We start from the raw sequence: 20,989 nt of genomic DNA, 5'->3' as shown, positions 1-20,989 counted from the left end.
CGCTGTGATCGTTCTTGCCGTGATCGCCCTGTTTGCGGCGTTTGTAAACGGTGCGCTGGGTTACGGGTTTTCCTCGCTTACCGTGCCGGTCGCGCTTGTCTTCTACACCAACCGTGTCCTCAATCCTGCGGTCGTCATCGTCGAAGTCTTCGTCAATCTGTATGTTCTGTGCATCAATCTGAGCGGCGTTCCGGCGGTGTGGCGACGCGTGCTGCCCATTCTCATCGGCATGCTGCCCGGCATCGCCGTCGGAGCTTTTGCGCTGACGTCACTGCAACCCGGCTGGATCAAATTCGCCACCTACTCGATCATTCTGCCGCTGATCCTGGTGCAGGCAGCCGGCTGGCGGAAGCCGATCCAGTCGAAGTGGCTCGTCGGCCTGCCGTTCGGAACGGCGCTCGGAGTGCTGTACTCGGTCACGACCATCTCGGGACCGCCGCTGGCGATCCTCTTCAACAATCAGGGCCTGGTGAAAGACGAGTTTCGGGCCGGTCTCGCACTGGTGCGGGTGACGGAGTCCGGCCTGACCGCGATCGCGTACTACAAGCTCGGTCTGTTCATCGAGGAGAGCCGGAGCATCTTGTTCGTGCTCGTTCCCTGCGTGGTCGTCGGCATTCCGTTCGGGGCCTGGATGATCCGGCGGCTGGATGCCGAGACGTTTCGCCGGATCTGCATGAGCTTCGATGCGTGGGTCGTGGGATTCGGTCTGTCGCGCGTGTTGGTCGAAGTGAATTTGGTGGGAAGCCCGTGGGCCTACAGCGTCATGGCCGGCACGATCCTGATCGACATCTGCTTGTTGTATGTCTTCTTCACCGCGCGGAGAGGGATCGCGCAGGGCCCGCACGCGTTGGCGCCGATGAGATCCGGCCTAGGGGCGGCCCAACCTGATGCCGACAATGCCGCGGGGCGGCGTTCGCAAGGTGGCTAGAGCTTTTCCACCTCGCGCGAAGGCGCTCTAACCTGCCAGCAGGCGCCGGCAGGTTTCGACGAATACCTCGGCGCCCGTGACGATATCGGCGTCGTCAGTGTTCTCGCTCCAGTGATGGCTGATGCCGCCGATCGACGGCACGAACAGCATCGCGGCCGGCATGATGGTGGCGAGGACCTGGGCGTCGTGGCCGGCGCCGCTCGGCATCCGGATTGATTTGCCGCCGGCGCAGGCCGCGCTCGCAGCCTCGATTGCATCCTGAAAGGCGGGCGTCATCATCGCGGGCACGCCGGTGCGGATGCGCTCGACCTTCACGCCGCAGCGGCCCTGCGCGTTGGCGTCTTTCGCCAGCTGATGCAGGTGCGCCTCGAGCCGCGCGACCACCGCAGGATTGTCGTCGCGGATCTGGAACAGCATCTCGGCGCGGCCTGGGATAATACTCGGCGCGCCGGGGTCCAGCGTGATGCGGCCGGTGGTCCAGACCGTGCGCGGTCCGCACAGGGCAGGGAAGCTGTCGTCGATCGCGACGCAGAACCGCGCCAGCGCCAGGCCGGCATCGCGGCGCACCGCCATTCGCGTGGTGCCGGCGTGGTTCTGCTCGCCGGCGAAGGTGATGCGATATTGCCAGATGCCGACGATCGAGGTGACGACGCCGATCTTGAGTCCGCTGCTTTCCAGCGTGTCGCCTTGCTCGATATGCGCTTCGAGATAGCCGATATGGCGACCTTGTTCAGCGGTGACGCGCGGGCGGCCGGCGAAGCCCGCATCGTGCAACGCGCCTCGCATGGTGCGATCGCTGGAGCGATCGCGCGCCGCCTCGATGTCGGCCTCGGTCACCGCACCGGCAAACGACCGGCTGCCGAGGAAGCTGCCGAAATGGCCCTCCTCGTCGCACCAAGCGGCGACCTCGACCGCGCCGTCGATGCCGGGATCGCCGTTGATGACGCGCGCGGCCTCCAGCGCATAGATCACGCCGAGCGGCCCGTCGAGCCAGCCTGCATGGTTCTGGCTTTCGAGATGCGAACCAGCGAGCAGCTTCGGTCCCGCTTTCGCGCTGGTGCCGAACACGTTGCCGATGCCGTCGATCGTCGCGGTGAGACCGGCATCGGGCAGGTGCGTCGCAAGCCAGTCGAGCGAGCGCAGATGCGGCTCCGAAAATGTCGGCTTGTGTACGCCGGTCTTGTAGGCGCCGATCGCACGCAGCGCATTGAGATCGGCGAGCACGCGCTTGCCGTCGAAGCGACCGTTGATGCCTGGCATGGTTGGACTACTCCGGATTAGCGTCTTGGTGCCTCAATCCCGTCTTGATGCGGTCGCGGTTGGATGCGACGGAACAATCAGGGTGAACGATTTCTTAGCGGTTCTGCTCTTAGTTCGCAGGACTGATGTCGCGGTACGAATAGCGTGTGAGTGTGATCATGTCTGCATTCAGGAACTGGGCCGGCAAGGCCGCTGTGCTGTTTCTTCCGATCGCGCTCGGCGCCTGCGCGCAATATTCGCAGCAATACAGCATGACGACCCCGCCGCCGGGAGCCGGTCCGCTCGCCTGGGACGGCGCCGGGCAGGATCCCAACCGCCCGCCAACGCGACGCCATACCCGGAATGCGTCACCGGCCGCAGAGACGCAATTGTCGGAAGGGGATGCCGACGACCGGTTGGCGCGCAAGCTCGTGATCTGTAGCACCTGCATCAAGCAGACGCCGGCGGTGGCGGCAGCGCAGCCGAGCAATCGTCAGGACGTCGCCAGCAATCACTAGCCGGCCGGGCACAGCGGGTGAGCGGCTGCGTACCGCGCGTGCCGTTGCCGGCATCCATCCGGCCCGCAGGCCATAGTTAGGCCACGATATCGTTCGATGCGCAGGCCCATGTCGTTCCGTCGATTCATTGTTCCCGCCATCGTCGTCGCGCTTGCGGCCGCGATCCTGATTCATGCCGGCGGTTCGCGGGCTCATGCCCATGTGCCGTCGCATTGCGGCTTCTGGACCTCGATCGAGGCCGGATTGTCCTGCAAGTGACCTCAGGGGCGATGGTCTGCGGGTGATCCGGGCGGCAATCCCGGAAAAGCGTTCTGAACGCTTGCCCGTCCGCCCAATCGCCACTATACGTTCGCCCGTCGCGGCCGGGTGCAGGTCACGGCCAGTCCGGCCTATCTCACGTCTAACGTATTGATTTGCCGGGAGTTTTGCTCCCTTCGTCTATCGGTTAGGACGCCACCCTTTCACGGTGGAGAGAGCGGTTCGATTCCGCTAGGGAGCGCCACAAGCGCCAAACGGGAAATCCAGCAGACTCAACGAATTATCGCGCCGGCGAAGGCCTTGCCATGCGGTTCGGCTCGCTGTGAACAACGGTACGATCACTGCAATCCGTCGATCTTTCTCAACCCTTTGGTAAGCCCGCGGCGATACGGCTGGGCCGGGGATGATGTGATGGCTTTAGGGTCCAAGAAGCGCGAAACGCGCAAATCGCTGCGTCAATCCGGCTGGATCACGCTCGACGGCGGATTCGCCGCGCGGCCTTGCGTGGTCGAGGATATTTCCTCGTCGGGCGCGAAGATCACCGTTGAGGACAACAACACGCTGCCGGCCAAGCTGCGGCTGGCGTTTTCGCGCGATGCCCGCACCGGGCGCGCCTGCGAAGTGGTCTGGCGCGAGGGCAGGACGTTCGGCGTCAGATTCGTGCGCTAGCCTGATCGTCCGACGCGCGATAAAAGGCGGGATGCGCAAGAGCTGCTTCGCCATCCTCGCCGTGCTGCTTCCCGCCGCTGCGTTCGCGCAAGCCGGCGACCGCCGCAACTTCCAGACACCGCCCGATGCCGGCCGGACGCTGCCGTCGAAATCCGCGACGCGGAGCAATCCCTGCGCGTCGTTCGGACCGGGCTTCGTCAAGGTCGAGGGCTCGGACACCTGCGTGAAGCTCGGTGGGGCCGTTAGTGTCGGTGCGGGGGTGTCCAGCGGACGCTGAGCGGCTTGCCGCTCACGACATCGGCGGCGCGACGATGCGAACGAAGGCCGGCCGCTGCGCGATCTCTCCGAACCAGCGTTCGAGATGCGGCAGCTTCGGCCTCGTCACGCCCTCGACACCGAACCAGCGCCGCGCAAAGGCGCCGAGCGCGATGTCGGCGATCGTGAACTGATCGCCCTCGACATAGCGGCGGCCTGCAAGCTGCGCCTCGACGACGCGCCACACAAGGCCGGCGGCATCGGCGTCCTTCTGGCTCTGGATCATGTCGCGCTTGTCCGGCGCCGTGCGCACCAGTCCCCAGAACAGCGGGCGCTCGACCGGTTGCAGCGTCGACAGCGTCCAGTCGAGCCAGCGGTCGACGGCGGCGCGCGTCTTCGGCGTCTGCGGATAGATCGGCGAGCCCTGACCGTAGGCCAGGCAGAGATAGCGCATCACCGAATTGGATTCCCACAGCACGTAGTCGCCGTCGACCAGCGTCGGGACGCGGCCGTTGGGATTCATCGCGAGATAATCAGGCTGATCGTTCTTGCCGAACTGCATGCCGGCATCGATGCGCTGATAGGGCAGCTCGAGCTCGGCGAGACACCAGAGCACCTTTTGCACATTGACCGAATTGGGCCGGCCCCAGATCGTCAGTTGCGGCTTGCTGTCCATCACGCGTCTTCTTCCCGCTGTTGCGCTTTGCGCGCGTTGTTAGCCGAACCGTCACCGAAAATCGCGGGTTGAATTGTACCGAGCGCAAAAAAAGAGGCTCCGCCGCGTACGGCAGAGCCTCGTCGAGATCAGTCAAAGCGCAGTCAGTGGCCGAACAGCAACCACAGCACGATGATCACCGGGATCGGCACACCCAACAGCCAAAGCAAAAGTCCTTTTCCCATCTCATTGCCTCCTCGCATTCCTCTTGTGAGGAGGCAACGTCAACCAAAGTGCCATGTTCCTCGCGATCGCTCCGCACATCGCCGATGGAAAGACACGGATTAGGAACGTGCGCGCGGGCGCGGCGTTTACCAGTGCCCGGTGTTCGGCATCGAGGCCCATGGTTCGGCCGGTGCCTTCGGATCGCCCTTCTGCAGGATCTCGATCGAGTGCAGGTCCGGCGAACGCACGAACGCCATGTTGCCGTCGCGCGGTGGACGATTGATGGTGACGCCCATCTTCATCAGCTTCTCGCAGGTCGCGTAGATATCGTCGACCTCGTAGGCGAGATGGCCGAAATAGCGGTCCTCGCCGTATTTCTCCTCGTCCCAATTGTAGGTCAATTCGACCAGCGGCGCGCCGCGACTTGGCGGCAGCGACTTGAGCAGATGGAGGTCCTCCTCCGCGCAGAGGAACACGAGCGTGAAGCGGCCCTTGTCATTGTCGATGCGGCGCACTTCCTTCAGCCCCAGCGCGTCCTGATAGAATTTCATCGCGACATCGAGATTGCGGACGCGCAGCATGGTGTGCAGATAGCGCATTTTCTTGTCCTCCTGGGAATTGCGAGATTTTGTTTGGCTCGGGCGAGACGGGTCAAGAAATAGCAGCAAAACGCGACGCCGGGCAGGGGCTTGCACGACTTTTGCCGACCGTTCGCAGCGGTTGGGCTCTCAAGCTTTCGCGAGCCTTTGTATTGAGCGACCGGCGACGTGCGCATGCCGCACGCGATACGAGAAAGCCCCGCCCAGGAAAATTCTGGAACGGGGCTTTCGTGGTCGAGCCTTGGAGGCACGGCCATCTATCTCATCGAATGCCCATCACGGCCAATCAAGGATGCGCGAGTTGGACCTCATCTAAAAGTAAAACCCCGCGAGCGGGGCTCGCGAGGTCTGATGCCGGCCGGCCTTGGGGAGATCGTGCCGGCAACCGAATACTCAACGATGCTCGCGCCGGCAGGTTCCAGCATCCCAAAAATAGAAAGCCCCGCAGGCTGGATGCGGGGCTTTCCCAGTTGACGGACTGGGGATCTCTCAGGGCGTGAGCCGTCAACTGTTGGGGACCAAACTTAAGGTTGAATTTACAAAATGCAACAGCGCCGCGTAGACGGAATATCCTCGTCCCACAGCGCTGCGCCAAACACTGGGCCCTGAAATCCCCAGCGCACATATGTCTTGGCACCGCGCAAAAGGTTCAAAGGAAAGCCCGGCGAGGGGATTTGCGGCGCCGCCCAACGGCTGCCGGGACGGTGGGTCCGAGGTCACGCGCGCCATGTGTCGGCGCGCTGCCAGGTGTACAGTGCAAGCGCCGCAAAGCTGGTTGCGATCTCACACCTTGATGTCGAGAAGGGTCTCGACGGCATCGCGATCGGCCTTGTTCTTGGCGGCGAAGACGTCGAGCACGTCCTCGCTGATGACGTGCGGCTGCTGCTTCGCCGTTTGATCGACGACAAGGTGCACTCTGGCTTGCGTGACTTCGACAGGTACGGGGTAAATGAGCATGGCTCTCTCCCTCCGGCTGTCGAAGCCTGTCAGGGCTTTCTTAACGATTTGTAAGCGCGTGAACCGGCGCCTGCGGCTCGAATCGGCGGCCGGCCGCTCGCCTGCCGCCCTGCCTGGGGCCATACTGGGGGCCGTTTGGGACCGGACGGCGCGATCGATGAGGAACGGGCTCTATTCGATCCACATCCATATGTTGGACGGGGTGCGGGGCCGCGACAGTGGTGTCCTGATCCTGCGCGATGGCCTGCTGCTCGGAGGCGGACCGTATTTCTGGTCGATCGGCGCCTATACGGTGGGTGAGGGCACCTGGAAGGGGCATCTCAGGACCAACCAGCATTCCCCGCTTTCCGATCCGTTTGCCCGGCCGCTGTTCGCGGGGCAGGAAGTGACGAGCGGCTTTTCCGGCACCTTCAGCGGTGACCGGGCCGAAGTGTTCGGGACAGTGCTGGTTGGAACCCGCAGCCTGAGCTTTCATGCAACCCTGAAAAGGCTGGCCGACGCCTGATTGCGGCGAGCTGTGGACGAGTGCGCAGCAAGCTCCGTATTTTGCTAGGCAAAAGGCTTCGCCGAAGCTGTGGATTTGCTGCGGACAGGCCCGGGATATCGTTGTGGAATGTCGCGACACATCGCCCGGCGACCCGATACCGGGCCACCGCTAACCCTACCGGGTTAGGTTAAGAGCGGCATCGCGTTGTCACCACCTGCAATTGCAGTTGAGATGGCTGCAGGTGACAGCCATGACGCCGTCGTTCCATAGCGCTGACAGACCGACCCACCGACGCGTGATGGTGGTGGGTTTGCTGCTCTGCTTAGCCTTTGTCGCGATCAGCTTCTGGCTTCGGCCGCAGCCTGAGGGTGGCAAGATACTGGTGAAAGCGGACCGGCTGGTCCGCACGGCGGGAGAGGCGCGCAAGTCAAATTAGAATTGGCAAGCTGAGCCGCCCTCGGCGCTCAGTCCGGCAGCTTCCCGTTCGGGTGCCCGTGATACATCGCGATGCCGACAAAGCCGGCAAAGCCCATCACGTTCAGCAGCAGTTCCATCCACGCCGGCATCGATGCCAACCTCACTCAACTCAAGCTTACCATTGAGGTTGTGTTTTTGTTCCAACGATAACCGATGGTAGATTTGCGCCATCGCATGGCTGCGGAACCCGAACCGCCATTTCGCTGCAACCATCCCAGTGTGCCCGCGTTGATGCCCATAACCACGTGAGGAGGTTTGCCATGAAAAAGACATTGGCAGTTTTGGCGACGGTTGCGACGGTGGGCGCAACGATGGTCAGCGCGCCGGCGCAGGCGCGTCATATCGGACCCGGCTTGGCTTTCGGCTTGGCCGCCGGCGCACTGGCCGCAGGCGCGGCCGGTGCTTATTACGGCCCACGCTATTACGGTCCCGACTATGGCTATTATTATGGCCCGCGTTACGGCTACTACGACGACGGGTACGCCTATTATCGCGGTCCGTACTATCGGCACCACTATTATCGCCATTACTGGTGACGGCGAGGAGCCCGGAGCACATCGCTCCGGGCTTTCTCAATTGCGCGTCATGGTGTGATCGCGCGTCAGCGCATTCGCAGCTATTCGCCGGCGAGCGCCCGGTCGGCGCGACGTCACGCGCTCTTGCGTTGCAATCCACTCCAGACATTGCCGAGCGTATTGTCGTAATACTCCTGGCGATCGCGCTCGAACTTCTGCTGCGTCGCCCGGAAGCTGGCAACGCGTGCGACGATCTCTTCGCGCTCGCGCGCGACACGGTTTTCCAGATCGGTCATTGCCCATCCTCTTGGTCGTGGTCCTATCCCGGCGCATTGGCGTCGATGAATTGGGCGTCAATGCGGAGCGGGCAGTGCGGGATTGTGATGATGCTGGGGCGGCAGAGGAGCGACGCAGCCGATGAGCCGGCGGAGCAGCTCGTCGTCGCAGTCCGATCGCGCGCGTGAGGGTTGAGCGCGCAATCGCTCCGGCCATGCTATAGTCGCCGCCGGTCAACCGGATCATTCCCAGTGATTGCAAAAGACTTGCGCAGCGGCGTCGAGCAGCTCGGCAACATGATTGCCGAGGCATCGTCGATCGTGCCCTTCACCGGGGCGGGTATCTCCACCGAGTGCGGCATTCCCGATTTCCGCTCGCCTGGCGGGCTGTGGACGCGCAACCGCCCGATTCCGTTCGACGAGTTCGTGGCCAGTCAGGAGGCGCGCGACGAGTCGTGGCGGCGGCGCTTCGCGATGGAACCGACATTTGCGGCCGCCAAGCCGGGGCGCGGGCATCGCGCACTCGCGCAGCTTTACCGGGCCGGCAAGGTTCCTGGCATCATCACCCAGAACATCGACAATCTGCATCAGGCGTCGGGCTTCAAGGCCGATGATGTCATCGAACTGCACGGCAACACCACCTACGCCCGCTGCATCGGTTGCGGCAAGGACTACGATCTTGCGTGGGTGAAGCTGCACTTCGACAAGACCGGTGGTGCGCCGGACTGCGCGGAGTGCGGCGATCCGGTGAAGACCGCGACGATTTCGTTCGGGCAGTCGATGCCCGAGGATGCGATGCGCCGCGCGGCGGAACTCTCGCGGCAGTGCGACCTGTTCCTTGCGATCGGGTCGTCGCTGGTGGTGTGGCCCGCTGCAGGCTTTCCGATGATGGCGAAGGAGAGCGGTGCGCGGCTCGTGATCATCAACAACGAGCCGACCGATCAGGACGACGTCGCCGACCTGGTGATCCGCCATGACATTGGCGACACGCTTGGTCCTTTCGCAGGCAATTGACGCCTGATTGATTCGCGGCTGTGCAAGCCTGTTCATAGTTCCCGCAAGAATCGTTTTTTAGCTATGCCCCGCAAGCGGGAGTGTTATCTTTTGGTTGAGAGATTCGCGCAGCGTCCAAATGAGTTGGTCATGGAAAGCAGCGTGTACAGGGTGCGCCGCAACGTCGGCGCTCTGCATTTGACGTGTGGGGTCCGGGGTCATGGGGTCGGACGGATTTGAGTCCAAGAAGCTCGGCGGACCGCCGATCGGCGGAGTTGGGCAAGGCAGGATTGCGCAAGGCGAGTATGGCAGCGCGCCGCGCGATCCGGCGCTGGATGCCTTCTCCGGTCTCGGCGACGCCGCGGCCAACCTCGTCGAAGTCTCCGGCGTCATCAAATGGTTCGATGCGTCGAAGGGATACGGCTTCATCGTCCCCGACAATGGCTGGCCTGACATCCTCCTGCACGTGACGGTGCTGCGGCGCGACGGCTACCAGACCGCCTATGAGGGCGCGCGGCTCGTTGTCGAATGCGTGCAACGCGCGAAGGGCTACCAGGCCTTCCGCATCGTCTCGATGGACGAGTCGACCGCCATCCATCCGGCGCAGATGCTGCCGCCGCGAACCCATGTCACCGTGACCGCGACCAGCGGGCTCGAGCGTGCACAGGTCAAGTGGTTCAACCGACTGCGCGGCTTCGGCTTCGTGACTTGCGGGGAGGGCACGCCCGACATCTTCGTGCACATGGAGACGCTGCGCCGCTTCGGCATGACCGAGCTGCGCCCCGGCCAGTATGTGCTGGTGCGGTTCGGGCCCGGCTCCAAGGGCATGATGGCCGCCGAGATCCACCCGGAGACCGGCCCCTCGGCGCTGTCGTCGCACTGAGCCCGGAGCCGGACGCCCTGACGGAAACGTGAGCCTCCGGCGAGCCGTCTGAGCTCTGGCATTTGCCGCAATCATCGGGTTAGGGTCCGCCGGAAAATCTTCCCCGGTGTGAGTATTTGTCGATGAATTTCGATTGCATGGTTGGGCGGCTCCGCCCGTGGCTGTTGGCCTCCCTCGTCATGGTGTTCGGCGCGCTGCTGGTCCCGGCCGCGCAGGCGGCCAGCGTCCAGCCGCTCGAGATCGTCACCAAGTCAGGCGTGCACGTCTTCTCCGTCGAAATGGCGACCACTGAGCAGGAGAAGGAGACCGGCCTGATGTACCGCAAGGAGCTCGCGGACGGCAAAGGCATGCTGTTCGACTTCACGCCGGAGCAGGAGGTGTCGATGTGGATGAAGAACACCTACATCTCACTCGACATGATCTTCATCCGCGCCGACGGGCGCATCCTGCGGATCGCCGAAAACACCGAGCCGATGTCGACCAAGATCATTCCATCACGCGGGCTCGCCAAGGGCGTTCTTGAGGTGATTGCCGGCACCGCGCAGAAATACGGCATCCAGCCCGGCGACCGGGTCGGCCACCCGCTGTTCGGCGGCCACTAGGCTCTCTGTTCCTTTGCGCTTTCCGGCCAGGAAACCGCTGCCAATCTTCGAGCCGGAGGTCCCGCACCGGTGCCTTGCTGGCGCTGGCTGAAGCGTGTATCCACGGGCTTCTCGGAAATGTCGGGGTATAGCGCAGCCTGGTAGCGCGGCAGTTTTGGGTACTGCAGGTCGTTGGTTCGAATCCAGCTGCCCCGACCATTTAAATCGAGCGCCGGACTGAAGCCTCGCGGCTCCCGCTCGCTGCAACTCCAGCCGCCCGGGCGCTGACCAGATCAACGAGCCGGCGGGTTGTAGCGATCCAGGATCACGGTTCTTGAGCCGCTCGCCGATGGTCGCGAGATCGCGTCGTCGAATTTGTGATAGCGGTCGAACTGCTGCTGCTGATCGCGCAGATGTGGCGCGTCCGCGGACGAGTAGGCTCTATTTGCACCGTTCCAGTGATCAAATCCCGACACGACGCAACCCCGTCTTGGTTCAGATGCAGGTTGGTTAGCATCGTTGCAGGGGTATCTCTGTATCGTCGTGGCAACACCACCGGCAAACCGCCCGACATCAGCACACGGATTGTTTCTGCGGCTCTCTGTGCGTGAACGGCGTTCTGGCAGGGGTAGCCATGCTTCGGCCGCGATGCCACACCGGACGCAACAACGCCGCCTGGACGGAATATATTCGCCCAGACGGCGTCGCCGAATACTGGGCCCTGAAATCCCCAGTGCCCATGGGTCGTCCGCGCGGGAAATAGGTTCAACGCCGCGGCGCCTTACCGCTGCCGGCGACCGGGGCAGGCCCTGATCTCGAGCGGATGTGGCTTGCCGATGGTGCGCGCGGACTGGCAGGTTGCTTCAGCCTGACAAGACCAATCCGCGAGGAGGCACCATGGCGCGCAGACTGATCGATATCTCGGTTCCCTTGCAGAACGATGTTCCTGCCGATCCGCCGGGCAACCATCCGACTATCCAGTATATCGACCATCAACAAGGGCTGCCGCGCATCCTGCAGTTCTTCGATGGGCTGAAGGCTGCGGATCTGCCTGACGGGCAGGGCTGGGCCGTCGAGCAGGTCTCGCTCTCCACCCACAACGGCACGCATCTCGATGCGCCCTGGCATTTCCATCCGACCATGAACCGCGGAGAACGCTCGTGGACGATCGACGAGGTGCCGCTGGAATGGTGCTTTCAGCCCGGCGTGAAGCTCGACTTCCGGCATCTGCCTGACGGCTACGTCGCGACCGCAGGCGATGTCGAGGCCGAATTGAAGCGGATCGGCCACACGCTGTCGCCGCTCGAGATCGTCGTCGTCAACACCAGTGCCGGCCCGAAGTATGGCCAGGCCGACTACGTCAATTCGGGCTGCGGCATGGGCTACGAGGCCACGATGTATCTGCTCGACCGCGGCGTGCGGCTGACCGGCATCGACGGCTGGAGCTGGGATGCGCCGTTCGTTTTCACCGCGAAGAGATATGCCGAGACCAGGGACGCCAGCCTGATCTGGGAAGGCCACAAGGCCGGACGCCACATCGGATACTGCCACATCGAGAAGCTGCACAATCTGGAGCAACTGCCGTCGACCGGGTTCATGGTGTCGTGCTTCCCGGTGAAGATCGAGCGTGCATCGGCGGGGTGGACGAGGGCGGTTGCGATCCTCGACGGCTAGCCGCTATCGGTTTTTCGGCCGGTCGGAACCGGTGGACAGGGCGTTCATTCCGCCGGGTGTTGCGGCACCGCTACAGCCTAAGGCAGATGAATCTGCTCTGATGCACGTCGTAGATGCATTGGGTGATCGGGCCGGCGGCTCGTCCTCGCGTCCCGATTGCCGAAAGCGTTCTCTCCCGTGACTAGAGCCCCGGCGTCTTCCGGGGCTCTTTCTTGCGTGCCGCAGGCGCGCCAAGCCACGGCGCGTGCACCAACCCCTCAAAGAAAATCAGGTGCGCCGGAACCGACGCACCTGATTCATGCCTTCAATATCGCTTGTGCGTCGGGGGCTGTTACCACCGGCAAACGCGAACACCACGCGGGGTCCACCAGCAGCGGGGACCGACGTAGCCGCCGTAGTAACCGTAGCCACGGCCATAATATCCGCGGCCATAGCCCCATCCGCGGCCGCGACCCCAGTAGCCGCGTCCACGCCATTGCGCTTGCGCGGAAGAGGTGGTTGCGCCGACCAGGATGGCGGAGGTGCTTGCGACATAGACGAACAACAAAGCGACCGCTGCGAGGCAACGAGTCAGGATATTGTAGCGTTTAGTCATTCTGAAGATCTCCAGTCACTTCCAAACATCAGAACCGATGCTGGCTGTCTCGCTTAGACGCGTGAGACCGGCGTCCGGTTCGCGCATGCTAAGACAATATTTTCACTAAGGTTCTTGCGAGCTTTAACGACTCTATTGAGACCAACAGGTAAGGTCAAGTTACGTTCCTGTCTGCAAAGGATGATGTGGTTGCTACGCTCATCTTGTCGTTCATCCGCCGTTCATTCTGTTCATCTTGCACTGCATCGACTTGGCGCCGATTTGATTTGTGCATCGCAGAAGCAGAGATTTGCGAGCCGCGGAAAATGCCGTCGAGAACTTGAAGTCGACACGATCATGTTCTCTGAGCGTTGAGAATCCTCCCTGAAGAGTGCCCATGCCGAAACAACACACCTACGTCCTTGGTCTCAACGTCTACGACCATGACGTGAGCGCCTGCCTGCTGCGTGACGGCGCGATCGCCTACGCGATCTCCAAGGAGCGTATCACCCGCGAAAAGCACGCCTCCGGCTTCTACAAGGAGGTCGTCGACTACTGCCTGTCTGCAGAGGGCATCACGCTCGACGATGTCGACCTCGTGGTGCGCAACAGCTACATCCTGCCGGTGCCCGAGATGGAGGAGCGGATGCTCCATCAGGACATGCCGGGCTTCCTGCCGATCGCCGAACGCAATGAGGCGATCAAGCATCCGCTGTTTCGCTCCAAGTCCGACAAGGTGGTGTCGGTCTCGCATCACCTTGCGCATGCCTACAGCGCGTTCGCGGTGTCGCCGTTCAGGGACGGCGTCGTGATGATCGTCGACGGCGTCGGCAACTATCGGGCCGACGCGATGGAGTCCTATCCGCAGGATGGGGCCTCGCCGCTCGCCCGGGAGTCCGAGAGTTACTACAGGTTCGACGACACCAAACTCGAATGCCTGAAGAAGGTCTTCATGGAGCCGGCACGCGGCCTGTTGTCGGACGAGTTCTACAACATGCCCGGCTTGGGGGCGCTGTACAGCAGGGTCTCGACCTATGTGTTCGGCGACTGGAACAAGTGCGGCGAGCTGATGGGGCTTGCGCCCTATGGCCGCCGTGGGCAGGTCGGCCATCTGCTCGAGATGAAGGACGGCGAACTCCACGTGCCGTTCTGGGGCGAGGAGAACCGGCAGCCCTTCGTGCTCGACAGCGGCAGCTGGGAAAAGAGCCCGACGATGCGGCACTGGGAGGACATCGCCTGGCGGGTGCAGGACGACACCGAGAACGTGCTGCTGGCGAGGGCACGCTGGCTGCGCGAGACCACGGGGGCGAAGAACCTCTGCATCGCCGGCGGCGTCGCGCTGAACTGCGTGGCCAACGGGCGCATTGCGCGCGAGGCCGGCTTCGAGAACGTCTGGATCCAGCCCGCCGCCGGCGACGACGGCATCGCGATCGGCTGCGCCTATTACGGCTGGCTCGAGATCCTCAAGCAGCGCCGCTCGTTCGTGATGGACCATGCCTATGTCGGCCGGCGCTACAGCGACGCCGAGGTTGCGGCCGCGTTGCAAAGCTTTCTGGTGCGCATCCAGGTCAACGCGAAGCGCAGCGACGATATCTGCCGGGACACCGCCAAGCTGCTCGCCGATCAGCGCGTGATCGGCTGGTTCCAGGGTCCCTCCGAATTCGGTCCGCGGGCGCTCGGCAACCGCAGCCTGATCGCCGATCCGCGCAACGCCGAGATGAAGGACATCCTCAACAGCCGCGTCAAGCACCGCCAGGCCTTCCGCCCGTTTGCGCCGATCGTACTGGCCGAGCGCATGAGGGAGATCTTCGAGGGCGAGGAGGACTCGCCCTATATGCTGATCGCCAAGCCGGTGCGGCCAGAATGGCGCGACAAGATCCCGGCGATCGTGCATGTCGACGGCTCGGCGCGGGTGCAGAGCGTGCGGCAGGAAACCAACCCGGTGCTCTATCGCCTGCTGAAGGAGTTCGAGGCGCTGACCGGCGTACCGGTCTTGATCAACACCTCGTTCAACGTCAAGGGCGAGCCGATCGTCGAGACGCCGCAGGATGCGGTGAGCTGCTTCCTGACCACCGGCATCGACAACCTCGTGCTGCACGACACGCTGGTGTCGAAGACCGCCATGCACAAGGTTGTCACGCCCGTGATGACGACGTTCGGCGACGTCGCCACCATCGTCTCCTCGACGACGCAGGACGGCAGCCGGGGAGGCGCCTGAAGCTACAGCGTAACCCGGAAAAGTGTGATGCGGTTTTCCCCGCGACAAACGCGAAGCGTTTGCGCGTAGGCCACGCTCAGGTAAGAGGGCTTACGCTGCCTTTGCCGGTGCCGCGGGTTTCTGCGCCGGCGGCTTGATCGGCTTGTCCTGCCGCTTCGACCACGAGATGTAATAGGCTACGATCGTCATGATCGCGATGCCGGAGATGCTGACGAAGATCTGCGCGAACAGCGAGCCCGAGCTCATCGAGAGCTCGAAATGTCCGACAAAGGACAGAAAAACGCCGACGCAGAACACCGCGAGCGACTGCTGGCCGCAGACGATCAGGGGATCGAACACCTTCCACTCCAGCGCCGACCAGTCCTTTGGGACAAAGCGGATCACGAGTATCGTGATCACCACGAAGTGCAGGAAGCGATAGGGCGCGAGGTTGGTCTTGTCGTTCGGGTTGAAGGTCGAATAGAGCCAGTCCGGGAACATCGCGCCGAAGTCCGGGAAGCGGCCGGCCATCGTCATGATCAGGGCGAAGATCAGATAGGCGACGCAGAACCACAGCGTGTAGCGCGAATTGATGATGTGCATGTTGGCGCGCGCGCCGCCCATCGCACACCACGAGCCGAACACGAACAGCACCTGCCACGCGAACGGATTGAAGTACCAGGTCCCGGCCGGGTAGGCGGGCAGGTTCCAGCCCATGTGCCGCGACACCAGCCACAGCGCGAGCGAGGCCAGCATGGCCCAGTTCGGCTGCCGCAGCATGAACCACAGCACCGGCGGAAACAGCCCCATCAGCACGATGTAGAGCGGCAGCACGTCGAGATTGACCGGCTTGAACTTCAGGAACAGGCCCTGGCGCAGCGTCTCGGTGGCGTTGTCGACGAGGCCGGCGACGTTGAACTCGTTGATGATCTCGGAATCGCCGAAGCGCAGCGCCAGATAGCTGATCGAGGCGATGTAGATCACGAACAGGATGATGTGGGCGACATAGAGCTGCCAGACCCGCTTGGTCAGCCTGGTCGCGCCGACGATGAAGCCGCGCTCCAGCATCATGCGGGCATAGACGAAGGATGCGGTGTAGCCGGAGATGAAGACGAACAGGTCGGCGGCATCGCTGAAGCCGTAGTTCCGCGTCGTGATCCAGTTTACGATGTTGTCGGGGATGTGATCGAGATAGATCGCCCAGTTCGCGATCCCGCGGAACAGGTCGAGCCGGAGGTCACGGCCTTTTTCGGGCAAATGAGCGTGAATTTCCATGGAGCCCCGCTTCCTCGATGTGATGCTGTCGAGAACGCGCCGCGGGCCCGAGGGGTCTCCAAAGGAGGCCTCCCGGGGCCAGATTGTCACAGCGCGGTAGAATGACTATACCGGTCCGGCGAAGGCTGCCTCCGAGATCGAGGAATCACCGATCAGTGCGTAGAACGGTGTCTCTATACTATCCCGGCGGTTTCCTTCAAATCGCTTCCATATTGCACATCCCACGGGGCCGACCATCCATGACCGCACGCATTTTTAAGCCCGCCAAAAACGCGATGCAATCGGGACGTGCCAAGACCAAAGCGTGGCAACTGGATTACGAGCCGGAGCAGCCGCGCACCGTGGAGCCCTTGATGGGCTGGACGTCGTCCACCGACATGAAGCAGCAGCTCACGCTGCACTTCGAGACCAAGGAGGAGGCGGTCGCCTATTGCGAGCGCAAGGGCATCGCCTACCAGGTGATCGAGCCAAAGGATTCGGCGCACCGCCAGGTCGCCTATGCCGACAACTTTGCGTTCCGCCGCTGGGAGCCGTGGACGCACTAGGGCAGGCGATCAGCTCGCAGGGTTTGGCGCGGCCAGCGCCCCCGGGATCGGCAGCGGCGCGTCCTTGGAAACTCCGAGCACCGGAAAACTTCTAATTTTGCGCACGTTGGGCAGGCCGGCGAATTGCAGCAGCTGTTGACGCATGTCGTCGACGCTGGGCGCGACGCATCTCAGCATGAAATCGGCATCGCCTGAGATCCGCCAGCATTGCAGGAAGCGCGGCACGGCGGCCACCGCGGCCTCGAACGTCTCGATCGCAACCCGGTTCTGGCTGTCGAGCTGGATCAGGACGAAGGTCGTCACCTCATAGCCGAGCAATCGTTCGTCGAGCGTGGCGCGGATCGCCTGCACCACGCCTCGGCTGCGCAAGGCGCGGACCCGGCGCAGGCAGGGCGGGGCTGATATGCCGACGCGCTCGGCCAGCTCGTTGATCCTGATCCGGCCGTCCCGCTGCAGCTCGGACAGGATCCGCAGATCAATGTCATCGAGCCGTGGGCGCTCTGTCACAGTCACAGGCCCGCCACCGCGGTCCGAGGGCTGCCGACCCGACCAAGCGCGGCTTGCGGTGTGACGCCTGACAGCACCAGCTTCTCATGCGCGGCAATGATGGCGTCGCGAGTCAGGCGGCCGCCGGGGCGGTACCAGGTGCAAAGACCGGTCAGCAGCGCGATGATGGCGAAGGTCGCGACCTGGATATCGACGACCTCGAACACGCCCTCCGAGACCCCGTCGGTCAGGATCTGCGCCAGCCGGTGCTCATAGGCGCCGCGCAACGCCACCACGGCGTCGTAGTTCTTGGCCTCGAGGCTGCGCAGTTCGGAATTGGCGATGAAGACCTCGCGCTTGCGGGTCATGTGATAGCTGACGTGGAAGGCCACGAAGGCTCGTAGCTTCTCGACCGGATCGGCCTTGCCCTCCAGCGCGAGATCGAGTTCGCGCAGCAAATCGTTGATATGCTCCCGCACCAGATCGAACAGCAGGTCCTGTTTGGTTGAGATATGGTTGTAGAGCGAGCCGGCCTGGATGCCGACCTCGGCGGCGAGCTGGCGCAGGCTCATCGCCTCATAGCCGCGCTCGAAGATCAGGCGCACGCCGGCCTTGCGGATCGCCTCCAGCGTCGTGGGGCCGTGTGAGCCGATCGTGCGTGCCATCAGGGCCTCGGAGGGATGTGGCTTGCCAGGGACAGCCGGAAACAAGCAAACGACCGTATGTATATCGCATGAAATCCCAGTAAATTCAATGAACTGCGGATTTCACAGGTAAAAGCATAGCACAGTCGCTTGCGAAGCCAAGAAAAAAACGTATGATCGTTTAATTGCAAGATGAATCTCATGGGAGGGATCATGGCCTCGAACCGGGCGGCAATCTTCAATTTCGACCTTGGCGAGACCGCGGATGCGATCCGCGAGACGGTGCATGATTTCTCGACCAACGAGATCGCGCCGCGCGCGGCCGAGATCGATCGCTCCAATACCTTTCCGCGCGACCTCTGGCCCAAGATCGGCGCACTCGGCCTGCACGGCATCACGGTCGAGGAGGAGTACGGCGGCTCGGGCCTCGGCTATCTCGAGCACTGCATCGCAGTCGAGGAGATCTCGCGGGCGTCCGCCTCGGTCGGGCTGGCCTACGGCGCGCATTCCAACCTCTGCGTCAACCAGATCCGCCGCAACGGCAACGAGGCGCAGAAGCGCAAATATCTGCCCAAGCTGATCTCCGGCGAGCATGTCGGATCGCTGGCGATGTCGGAGCCGTCGGCCGGCTCCGATGTGGTCTCGATGAAGACCCGCGCCGAGAAGAAGGGCGACCGCTTCGTGCTCAACGGCAGCAAGATGTGGATCACCAACGGCCCGCACGCCGAGACGCTGGTGGTCTATGCCAAGACCGATCCGAACGGCGGTCCGCGCGGCATCACCGCCTTCATCATCGAGAAGGGCATGAAGGGCTTCTCCACCGCGCAGAAGCTCGACAAGCTCGGCATGCGCGGCTCCGACACCTGCGAGCTGGTGTTCGAGGATTGCGAGGTGCCGGAGGAGAACGTGCTTTCCGAGGTCGGCCGCGGCGTCAACGTGCTGATGTCGGGCCTCGACTATGAGCGCGCGGTGCTGGCCGCGGGACCGATCGGCATCATGCAGGCCTGCATGGACGTGGTGCTGCCTTACGTCCACGAGCGCAAGCAGTTCGGCGAGCCGATCGGCTCGTTCCAACTGGTGCAGGGCAAGATCGCCGACATGTACACCACGATGAACGCCTCGCGCGCCTATGTTTACGCGGTGGCGAAAGCCTGCGACCGCGGCGAGACCACCCGCGAGGATGCTGCCGGCGCCATCCTCTATGCCGCCGAGAAGGCCACCCAATGCGCGCTGGATGCGATCCAGCTGCTCGGCGGCAACGGCTACATCAACGACTATCCAACCGGCCGGCTGCTGCGTGACGCAAAGCTCTACGAGATCGGCGCCGGCACCAGCGAGATCCGCCGCATGCTGATCGGCCGCGAGCTGTTCGCCAAGACCGCTTGACCTGCGCACCGTCGCGCCTCTCGCGCGACGGCCCGCCTTCCCAAAATCCTGTCGGCTCCTCCAACGAAACGTGCAACACCGATGCCGCTTCATTCGACGATCGATCCCACATCCTCCGAATTCGCCCGCAACGCCGATGTGATGCGCAGCCTTGTCGCGGAGCTCCGCGACAAGCTCAAGCAGGTGGCCGGCGGCGGGGGCGAGACCTCGCGCAAGCGGCATACCTCGCGCGGCAAGATGCTGGCGCGCGATCGCGTCGATCTGCTGGTCGATCCGGGTACGGCGTTCCTCGAACTGTCGCCGCTCGCCGCCAACGGGCTCTACGGCGGCGACGTGCATTCGGCCAGCGTCGTCACCGGCGTCGGGCGCATCTCGGGGCGCGAATGCATCATCGTCGCCAATGATGCCACCATCAAGGGCGGCACCTATTACCCGATGACGGTGAAGAAGCATTTGCGCGCCCAGGACATCGCCCGGCAGAACAATCTGCCTTGCGTCTACATGGTGGATTCCGGCGGCGCCTTCCTGCCGCTGCAGGACGAGATATTTCCCGACGAGCGGCATTTCGGCCGCATCTTCTACAACCAGGCGCAGATGTCGTCGCAGGGTATCCCGCAGATCGCCATCGTAATGGGCTCCTGCACGGCGGGCGGCGCCTATGTGCCGGCGATGTCGGACGAGAGCATCATCGTGCGCAATCAGGGCACGATCTTCCTCGGCGGCCCGCCGCTGGTGAAGGCCGCGACCGGCGAGGTGGTCACCGCCGAAGAGCTCGGCGGCGCCGACGTCCACTCCCGTCAGTCGGGCGTCACCGATCACTACGCGCAGAACGACGCCCATGCGATCGGGATCGCGCGGCGCATCGTCGGCACGCTGAAGCAGCCGGCGAAGGCACCGCTGAACATGCGTCCGGTCCAGGAGCCGCTGTTTCCCGCCGAGGAGATCTACGGCGTGGTCTCCGCCGACGGCCGCAAGCCGTTCGACGTGCACGACATCATCGCGCGGATCGTCGACGGTTCCGAATTCGACGAGTTCAAGAGGCTCTACGGCACCACGCTGATCTGCGGCTTTGCCCATATATGGGGCTATCCGGTCGGCATCATCGCCAACAACGGCATCCTGTTCAGCGAGAGCTCGCTGAAGGGCGCTCATTTCATCGAGCTGTGCTGCCAGCGCGGCATCCCCCTGGTGTTCCTGCAGAACATCACCGGCTTCATGGTCGGCAAGAAATACGAGGCCGGCGGCATCGCGCGCGACGGCGCCAAGCTGGTGACGGCGGTTGCGACCGCCGGCGTGCCGAAATTCACCGTCGTGATCGGCGGTTCCTACGGCGCCGGCAATTACGGCATGTGCGGCCGCGCCTACAGCCCGCGCTTCCTCTGGCTGTGGCCGAACGCCCGCATCTCAGTGATGGGCGGTGAGCAGGCCTCGATGGTGCTCAGTCAGGTGCGGCGCGATGGCATCGAGGCCAAGGGCGAGAGCTGGTCGGCGGAGGAGGAAGACAAGTTCCGTGAGCCGATCCGCGCGCAATACGAGAAGCAGGGCAATCCCTATTACGCTACCGCGCGGCTCTGGGACGACGGCGTGATCGATCCCGCCGATACCCGCCTGGTGCTCGGGCTCGGCCTGTCGGCCGCCGCCAATGCGCCGATCGAGCCGACGAAGTTCGGCCTGTTCAGGATGTGACCCGGAAT

Annotated in this window: 26 protein-coding genes and 2 tRNA genes; 18 read left to right on the top strand and 10 right to left on the bottom strand. The window is 63.4% G+C overall.

The genetic code is table 11. The features are described from left to right. Nucleotides 1–4: 4 nt before the first annotated feature. Nucleotides 5–928, top strand: a complete 924-nt coding sequence (locus AKN83_RS01590) for a sulfite exporter TauE/SafE family protein (protein ID WP_244521861.1) — start codon at nucleotides 5–7, stop codon at nucleotides 926–928. A gap of 27 nt (nucleotides 929–955) precedes the next feature. Here the strand turns inward: AKN83_RS01590 and AKN83_RS01585 are convergent, their stop codons facing one another. Continuing rightward, nucleotides 956–2,188: a Zn-dependent hydrolase gene (locus tag AKN83_RS01585; protein ID WP_050400562.1), complete on the bottom strand. Its 1,233-nt coding sequence runs from the start codon at nucleotides 2,186–2,188 to the stop codon at nucleotides 956–958. A gap of 158 nt (nucleotides 2,189–2,346) precedes the next feature. Between AKN83_RS01585 and AKN83_RS01580 the strand changes: the two genes are divergently transcribed. The 5 genes from AKN83_RS01580 to AKN83_RS01565 all read left to right on the top strand — a co-directional run bounded on the left by AKN83_RS01580 (nucleotide 2,347) and on the right by AKN83_RS01565 (nucleotide 3,889). Then, nucleotides 2,347–2,685 carry a hypothetical protein gene (locus tag AKN83_RS01580; protein ID WP_050400561.1) on the top strand — a complete coding sequence of 113 codons (339 nt, stop codon included), beginning with the start codon at nucleotides 2,347–2,349 and terminating at the stop codon, nucleotides 2,683–2,685. 108 nt (nucleotides 2,686–2,793) lie between these two features. Further along, complete coding sequence (locus AKN83_RS40390) at nucleotides 2,794–2,943, top strand: hypothetical protein (protein ID WP_172803463.1); 150 nt, start codon at nucleotides 2,794–2,796, stop codon at nucleotides 2,941–2,943. Nucleotides 2,944–3,112: 169 nt separating this feature from the next. Next, nucleotides 3,113–3,187 (top strand) — tRNA-Glu (locus AKN83_RS01575). Between the two features lie 167 nt (nucleotides 3,188–3,354). After that, on the top strand, nucleotides 3,355–3,612 hold the full coding sequence (locus tag AKN83_RS01570; RefSeq protein WP_050400560.1) for a PilZ domain-containing protein: 258 nt from the start codon (nucleotides 3,355–3,357) through the stop codon (nucleotides 3,610–3,612). Nucleotides 3,613–3,643: 31 nt separating this feature from the next. Then, nucleotides 3,644–3,889 (top strand): hypothetical protein, encoded by a 246-nt coding sequence (locus tag AKN83_RS01565; RefSeq protein WP_063695143.1) that lies wholly within the window; start codon nucleotides 3,644–3,646, stop codon nucleotides 3,887–3,889. 12 nt (nucleotides 3,890–3,901) lie between these two features. Here the strand turns inward: AKN83_RS01565 and AKN83_RS01560 are convergent, their stop codons facing one another. The 3 genes from AKN83_RS01560 to AKN83_RS39365 all read right to left on the bottom strand — a co-directional run bounded on the left by AKN83_RS01560 (nucleotide 3,902) and on the right by AKN83_RS39365 (nucleotide 6,303). Further along, nucleotides 3,902–4,543, bottom strand: a complete 642-nt coding sequence (locus tag AKN83_RS01560) for a glutathione S-transferase family protein (RefSeq protein WP_050400559.1) — start codon at nucleotides 4,541–4,543, stop codon at nucleotides 3,902–3,904. Between the two features lie 350 nt (nucleotides 4,544–4,893). Then, nucleotides 4,894–5,346 carry a VOC family protein gene (locus tag AKN83_RS01555; RefSeq protein WP_050400558.1) on the bottom strand — a complete coding sequence of 151 codons (453 nt, stop codon included), beginning with the start codon at nucleotides 5,344–5,346 and terminating at the stop codon, nucleotides 4,894–4,896. A 783-nt stretch (nucleotides 5,347–6,129) separates the two neighbouring features. Continuing rightward, nucleotides 6,130–6,303: a hypothetical protein gene (locus tag AKN83_RS39365; RefSeq protein WP_157113161.1), complete on the bottom strand. Its 174-nt coding sequence runs from the start codon at nucleotides 6,301–6,303 to the stop codon at nucleotides 6,130–6,132. Nucleotides 6,304–6,460: 157 nt separating this feature from the next. On the opposite strand from AKN83_RS39365, the gene AKN83_RS01550 reads away from it, so the two are divergent. The 3 genes from AKN83_RS01550 (at nucleotide 6,461) to AKN83_RS01540 (ending at nucleotide 7,803) form a co-directional block, all read left to right on the top strand. Next, on the top strand, nucleotides 6,461–6,808 hold the full coding sequence (locus AKN83_RS01550; protein WP_050400557.1) for a GrlR family regulatory protein: 348 nt from the start codon (nucleotides 6,461–6,463) through the stop codon (nucleotides 6,806–6,808). Between the two features lie 232 nt (nucleotides 6,809–7,040). After that, nucleotides 7,041–7,226 (top strand): hypothetical protein, encoded by a 186-nt coding sequence (locus AKN83_RS01545; protein ID WP_050400556.1) that lies wholly within the window; start codon nucleotides 7,041–7,043, stop codon nucleotides 7,224–7,226. Between the two features lie 301 nt (nucleotides 7,227–7,527). Continuing rightward, nucleotides 7,528–7,803, top strand: coding sequence for a hypothetical protein (locus tag AKN83_RS01540; RefSeq protein WP_050400555.1), 276 nt, complete (start codon nucleotides 7,528–7,530; stop codon nucleotides 7,801–7,803). 113 nt (nucleotides 7,804–7,916) lie between these two features. On the opposite strand, the gene AKN83_RS40385 is transcribed toward AKN83_RS01540, so the two are convergent. Continuing rightward, nucleotides 7,917–8,078, bottom strand: a complete 162-nt coding sequence (locus tag AKN83_RS40385) for a hypothetical protein (RefSeq protein ID WP_172803462.1) — start codon at nucleotides 8,076–8,078, stop codon at nucleotides 7,917–7,919. A 231-nt stretch (nucleotides 8,079–8,309) separates the two neighbouring features. On the opposite strand from AKN83_RS40385, the gene AKN83_RS01535 reads away from it, so the two are divergent. From AKN83_RS01535 to AKN83_RS01520, 4 genes are all read left to right on the top strand, one after another. Further along, nucleotides 8,310–9,071, top strand: a complete 762-nt coding sequence (locus AKN83_RS01535; RefSeq protein WP_050400554.1) for an SIR2 family NAD-dependent protein deacylase — start codon at nucleotides 8,310–8,312, stop codon at nucleotides 9,069–9,071. 199 nt (nucleotides 9,072–9,270) lie between these two features. After that, nucleotides 9,271–9,933 carry a cold-shock protein gene (locus tag AKN83_RS01530; RefSeq protein ID WP_050400553.1) on the top strand — a complete coding sequence of 221 codons (663 nt, stop codon included), beginning with the start codon at nucleotides 9,271–9,273 and terminating at the stop codon, nucleotides 9,931–9,933. A 122-nt stretch (nucleotides 9,934–10,055) separates the two neighbouring features. Further along, nucleotides 10,056–10,535: a DUF192 domain-containing protein gene (locus tag AKN83_RS01525; protein WP_050400552.1), complete on the top strand. Its 480-nt coding sequence runs from the start codon at nucleotides 10,056–10,058 to the stop codon at nucleotides 10,533–10,535. A gap of 121 nt (nucleotides 10,536–10,656) precedes the next feature. Beyond that, nucleotides 10,657–10,733, top strand: a tRNA-Pro gene (locus tag AKN83_RS01520). 74 nt (nucleotides 10,734–10,807) lie between these two features. Here the strand turns inward: AKN83_RS01520 and AKN83_RS01515 are convergent. Then, entirely contained in the window at nucleotides 10,808–10,990 is a 183-nt protein-coding gene (locus AKN83_RS01515) for a hypothetical protein (protein WP_063695142.1), read from the bottom strand. A 421-nt stretch (nucleotides 10,991–11,411) separates the two neighbouring features. Between AKN83_RS01515 and AKN83_RS01510 the strand changes: the two genes are divergently transcribed. Further along, a complete protein-coding gene (locus AKN83_RS01510) occupies nucleotides 11,412–12,188 on the top strand; it encodes a cyclase family protein (protein ID WP_050400551.1) in 777 nt (258 codons plus the stop codon). A gap of 331 nt (nucleotides 12,189–12,519) precedes the next feature. On the opposite strand, the gene AKN83_RS38060 is transcribed toward AKN83_RS01510, so the two are convergent. Continuing rightward, nucleotides 12,520–12,783 (bottom strand): hypothetical protein, encoded by a 264-nt coding sequence (locus tag AKN83_RS38060; protein ID WP_083991875.1) that lies wholly within the window; start codon nucleotides 12,781–12,783, stop codon nucleotides 12,520–12,522. A gap of 376 nt (nucleotides 12,784–13,159) precedes the next feature. Between AKN83_RS38060 and AKN83_RS01505 the strand changes: the two genes are divergently transcribed. After that, a complete protein-coding gene (locus AKN83_RS01505; RefSeq protein WP_050400550.1) occupies nucleotides 13,160–14,980 on the top strand; it encodes a carbamoyltransferase family protein in 1,821 nt (606 codons plus the stop codon). A 90-nt stretch (nucleotides 14,981–15,070) separates the two neighbouring features. On the opposite strand, the gene AKN83_RS01500 is transcribed toward AKN83_RS01505, so the two are convergent. Continuing rightward, nucleotides 15,071–16,234 carry an OpgC domain-containing protein gene (locus AKN83_RS01500; RefSeq protein WP_050400549.1) on the bottom strand — a complete coding sequence of 388 codons (1,164 nt, stop codon included), beginning with the start codon at nucleotides 16,232–16,234 and terminating at the stop codon, nucleotides 15,071–15,073. A 239-nt stretch (nucleotides 16,235–16,473) separates the two neighbouring features. Here AKN83_RS01500 and AKN83_RS01495 point away from each other — a divergent pair, with 239 nt between their 5' ends. Then, the gene (locus tag AKN83_RS01495) at nucleotides 16,474–16,779 is read left to right on the top strand and encodes an ETC complex I subunit (RefSeq protein ID WP_050400548.1); all 306 of its coding nucleotides are present in this window, start codon (nucleotides 16,474–16,476) and stop codon (nucleotides 16,777–16,779) included. A 9-nt stretch (nucleotides 16,780–16,788) separates the two neighbouring features. Here the strand turns inward: AKN83_RS01495 and AKN83_RS01490 are convergent, their stop codons facing one another. Continuing rightward, complete coding sequence (locus AKN83_RS01490) at nucleotides 16,789–17,286, bottom strand: Lrp/AsnC family transcriptional regulator (RefSeq protein ID WP_050400547.1); 498 nt, start codon at nucleotides 17,284–17,286, stop codon at nucleotides 16,789–16,791. Between the two features lie 2 nt (nucleotides 17,287–17,288). Then, the gene (locus AKN83_RS01485; protein WP_050400546.1) at nucleotides 17,289–17,930 is read right to left on the bottom strand and encodes a TetR/AcrR family transcriptional regulator; all 642 of its coding nucleotides are present in this window, start codon (nucleotides 17,928–17,930) and stop codon (nucleotides 17,289–17,291) included. A 192-nt stretch (nucleotides 17,931–18,122) separates the two neighbouring features. Between AKN83_RS01485 and AKN83_RS01480 the strand changes: the two genes are divergently transcribed. Both AKN83_RS01480 and AKN83_RS01475 read left to right on the top strand, forming a co-directional pair. After that, nucleotides 18,123–19,295 carry an isovaleryl-CoA dehydrogenase gene (locus AKN83_RS01480; protein ID WP_050400545.1) on the top strand — a complete coding sequence of 391 codons (1,173 nt, stop codon included), beginning with the start codon at nucleotides 18,123–18,125 and terminating at the stop codon, nucleotides 19,293–19,295. Nucleotides 19,296–19,376: 81 nt separating this feature from the next. After that, the gene (locus tag AKN83_RS01475) at nucleotides 19,377–20,981 is read left to right on the top strand and encodes a carboxyl transferase domain-containing protein (protein WP_050400544.1); all 1,605 of its coding nucleotides are present in this window, start codon (nucleotides 19,377–19,379) and stop codon (nucleotides 20,979–20,981) included. The last annotated feature ends 8 nt before the right edge of the window (nucleotides 20,982–20,989 follow it).

Origin of the sequence: Bradyrhizobium embrapense (assembly GCF_001189235.2) — a bacterium.
GTDB classification, from domain to species: Bacteria; Pseudomonadota; Alphaproteobacteria; order Rhizobiales; family Xanthobacteraceae; genus Bradyrhizobium; species Bradyrhizobium embrapense.
Note: the sequence above shows the minus strand (reverse complement) of the source record. Positions and strands in the feature narration are given on the sequence as shown.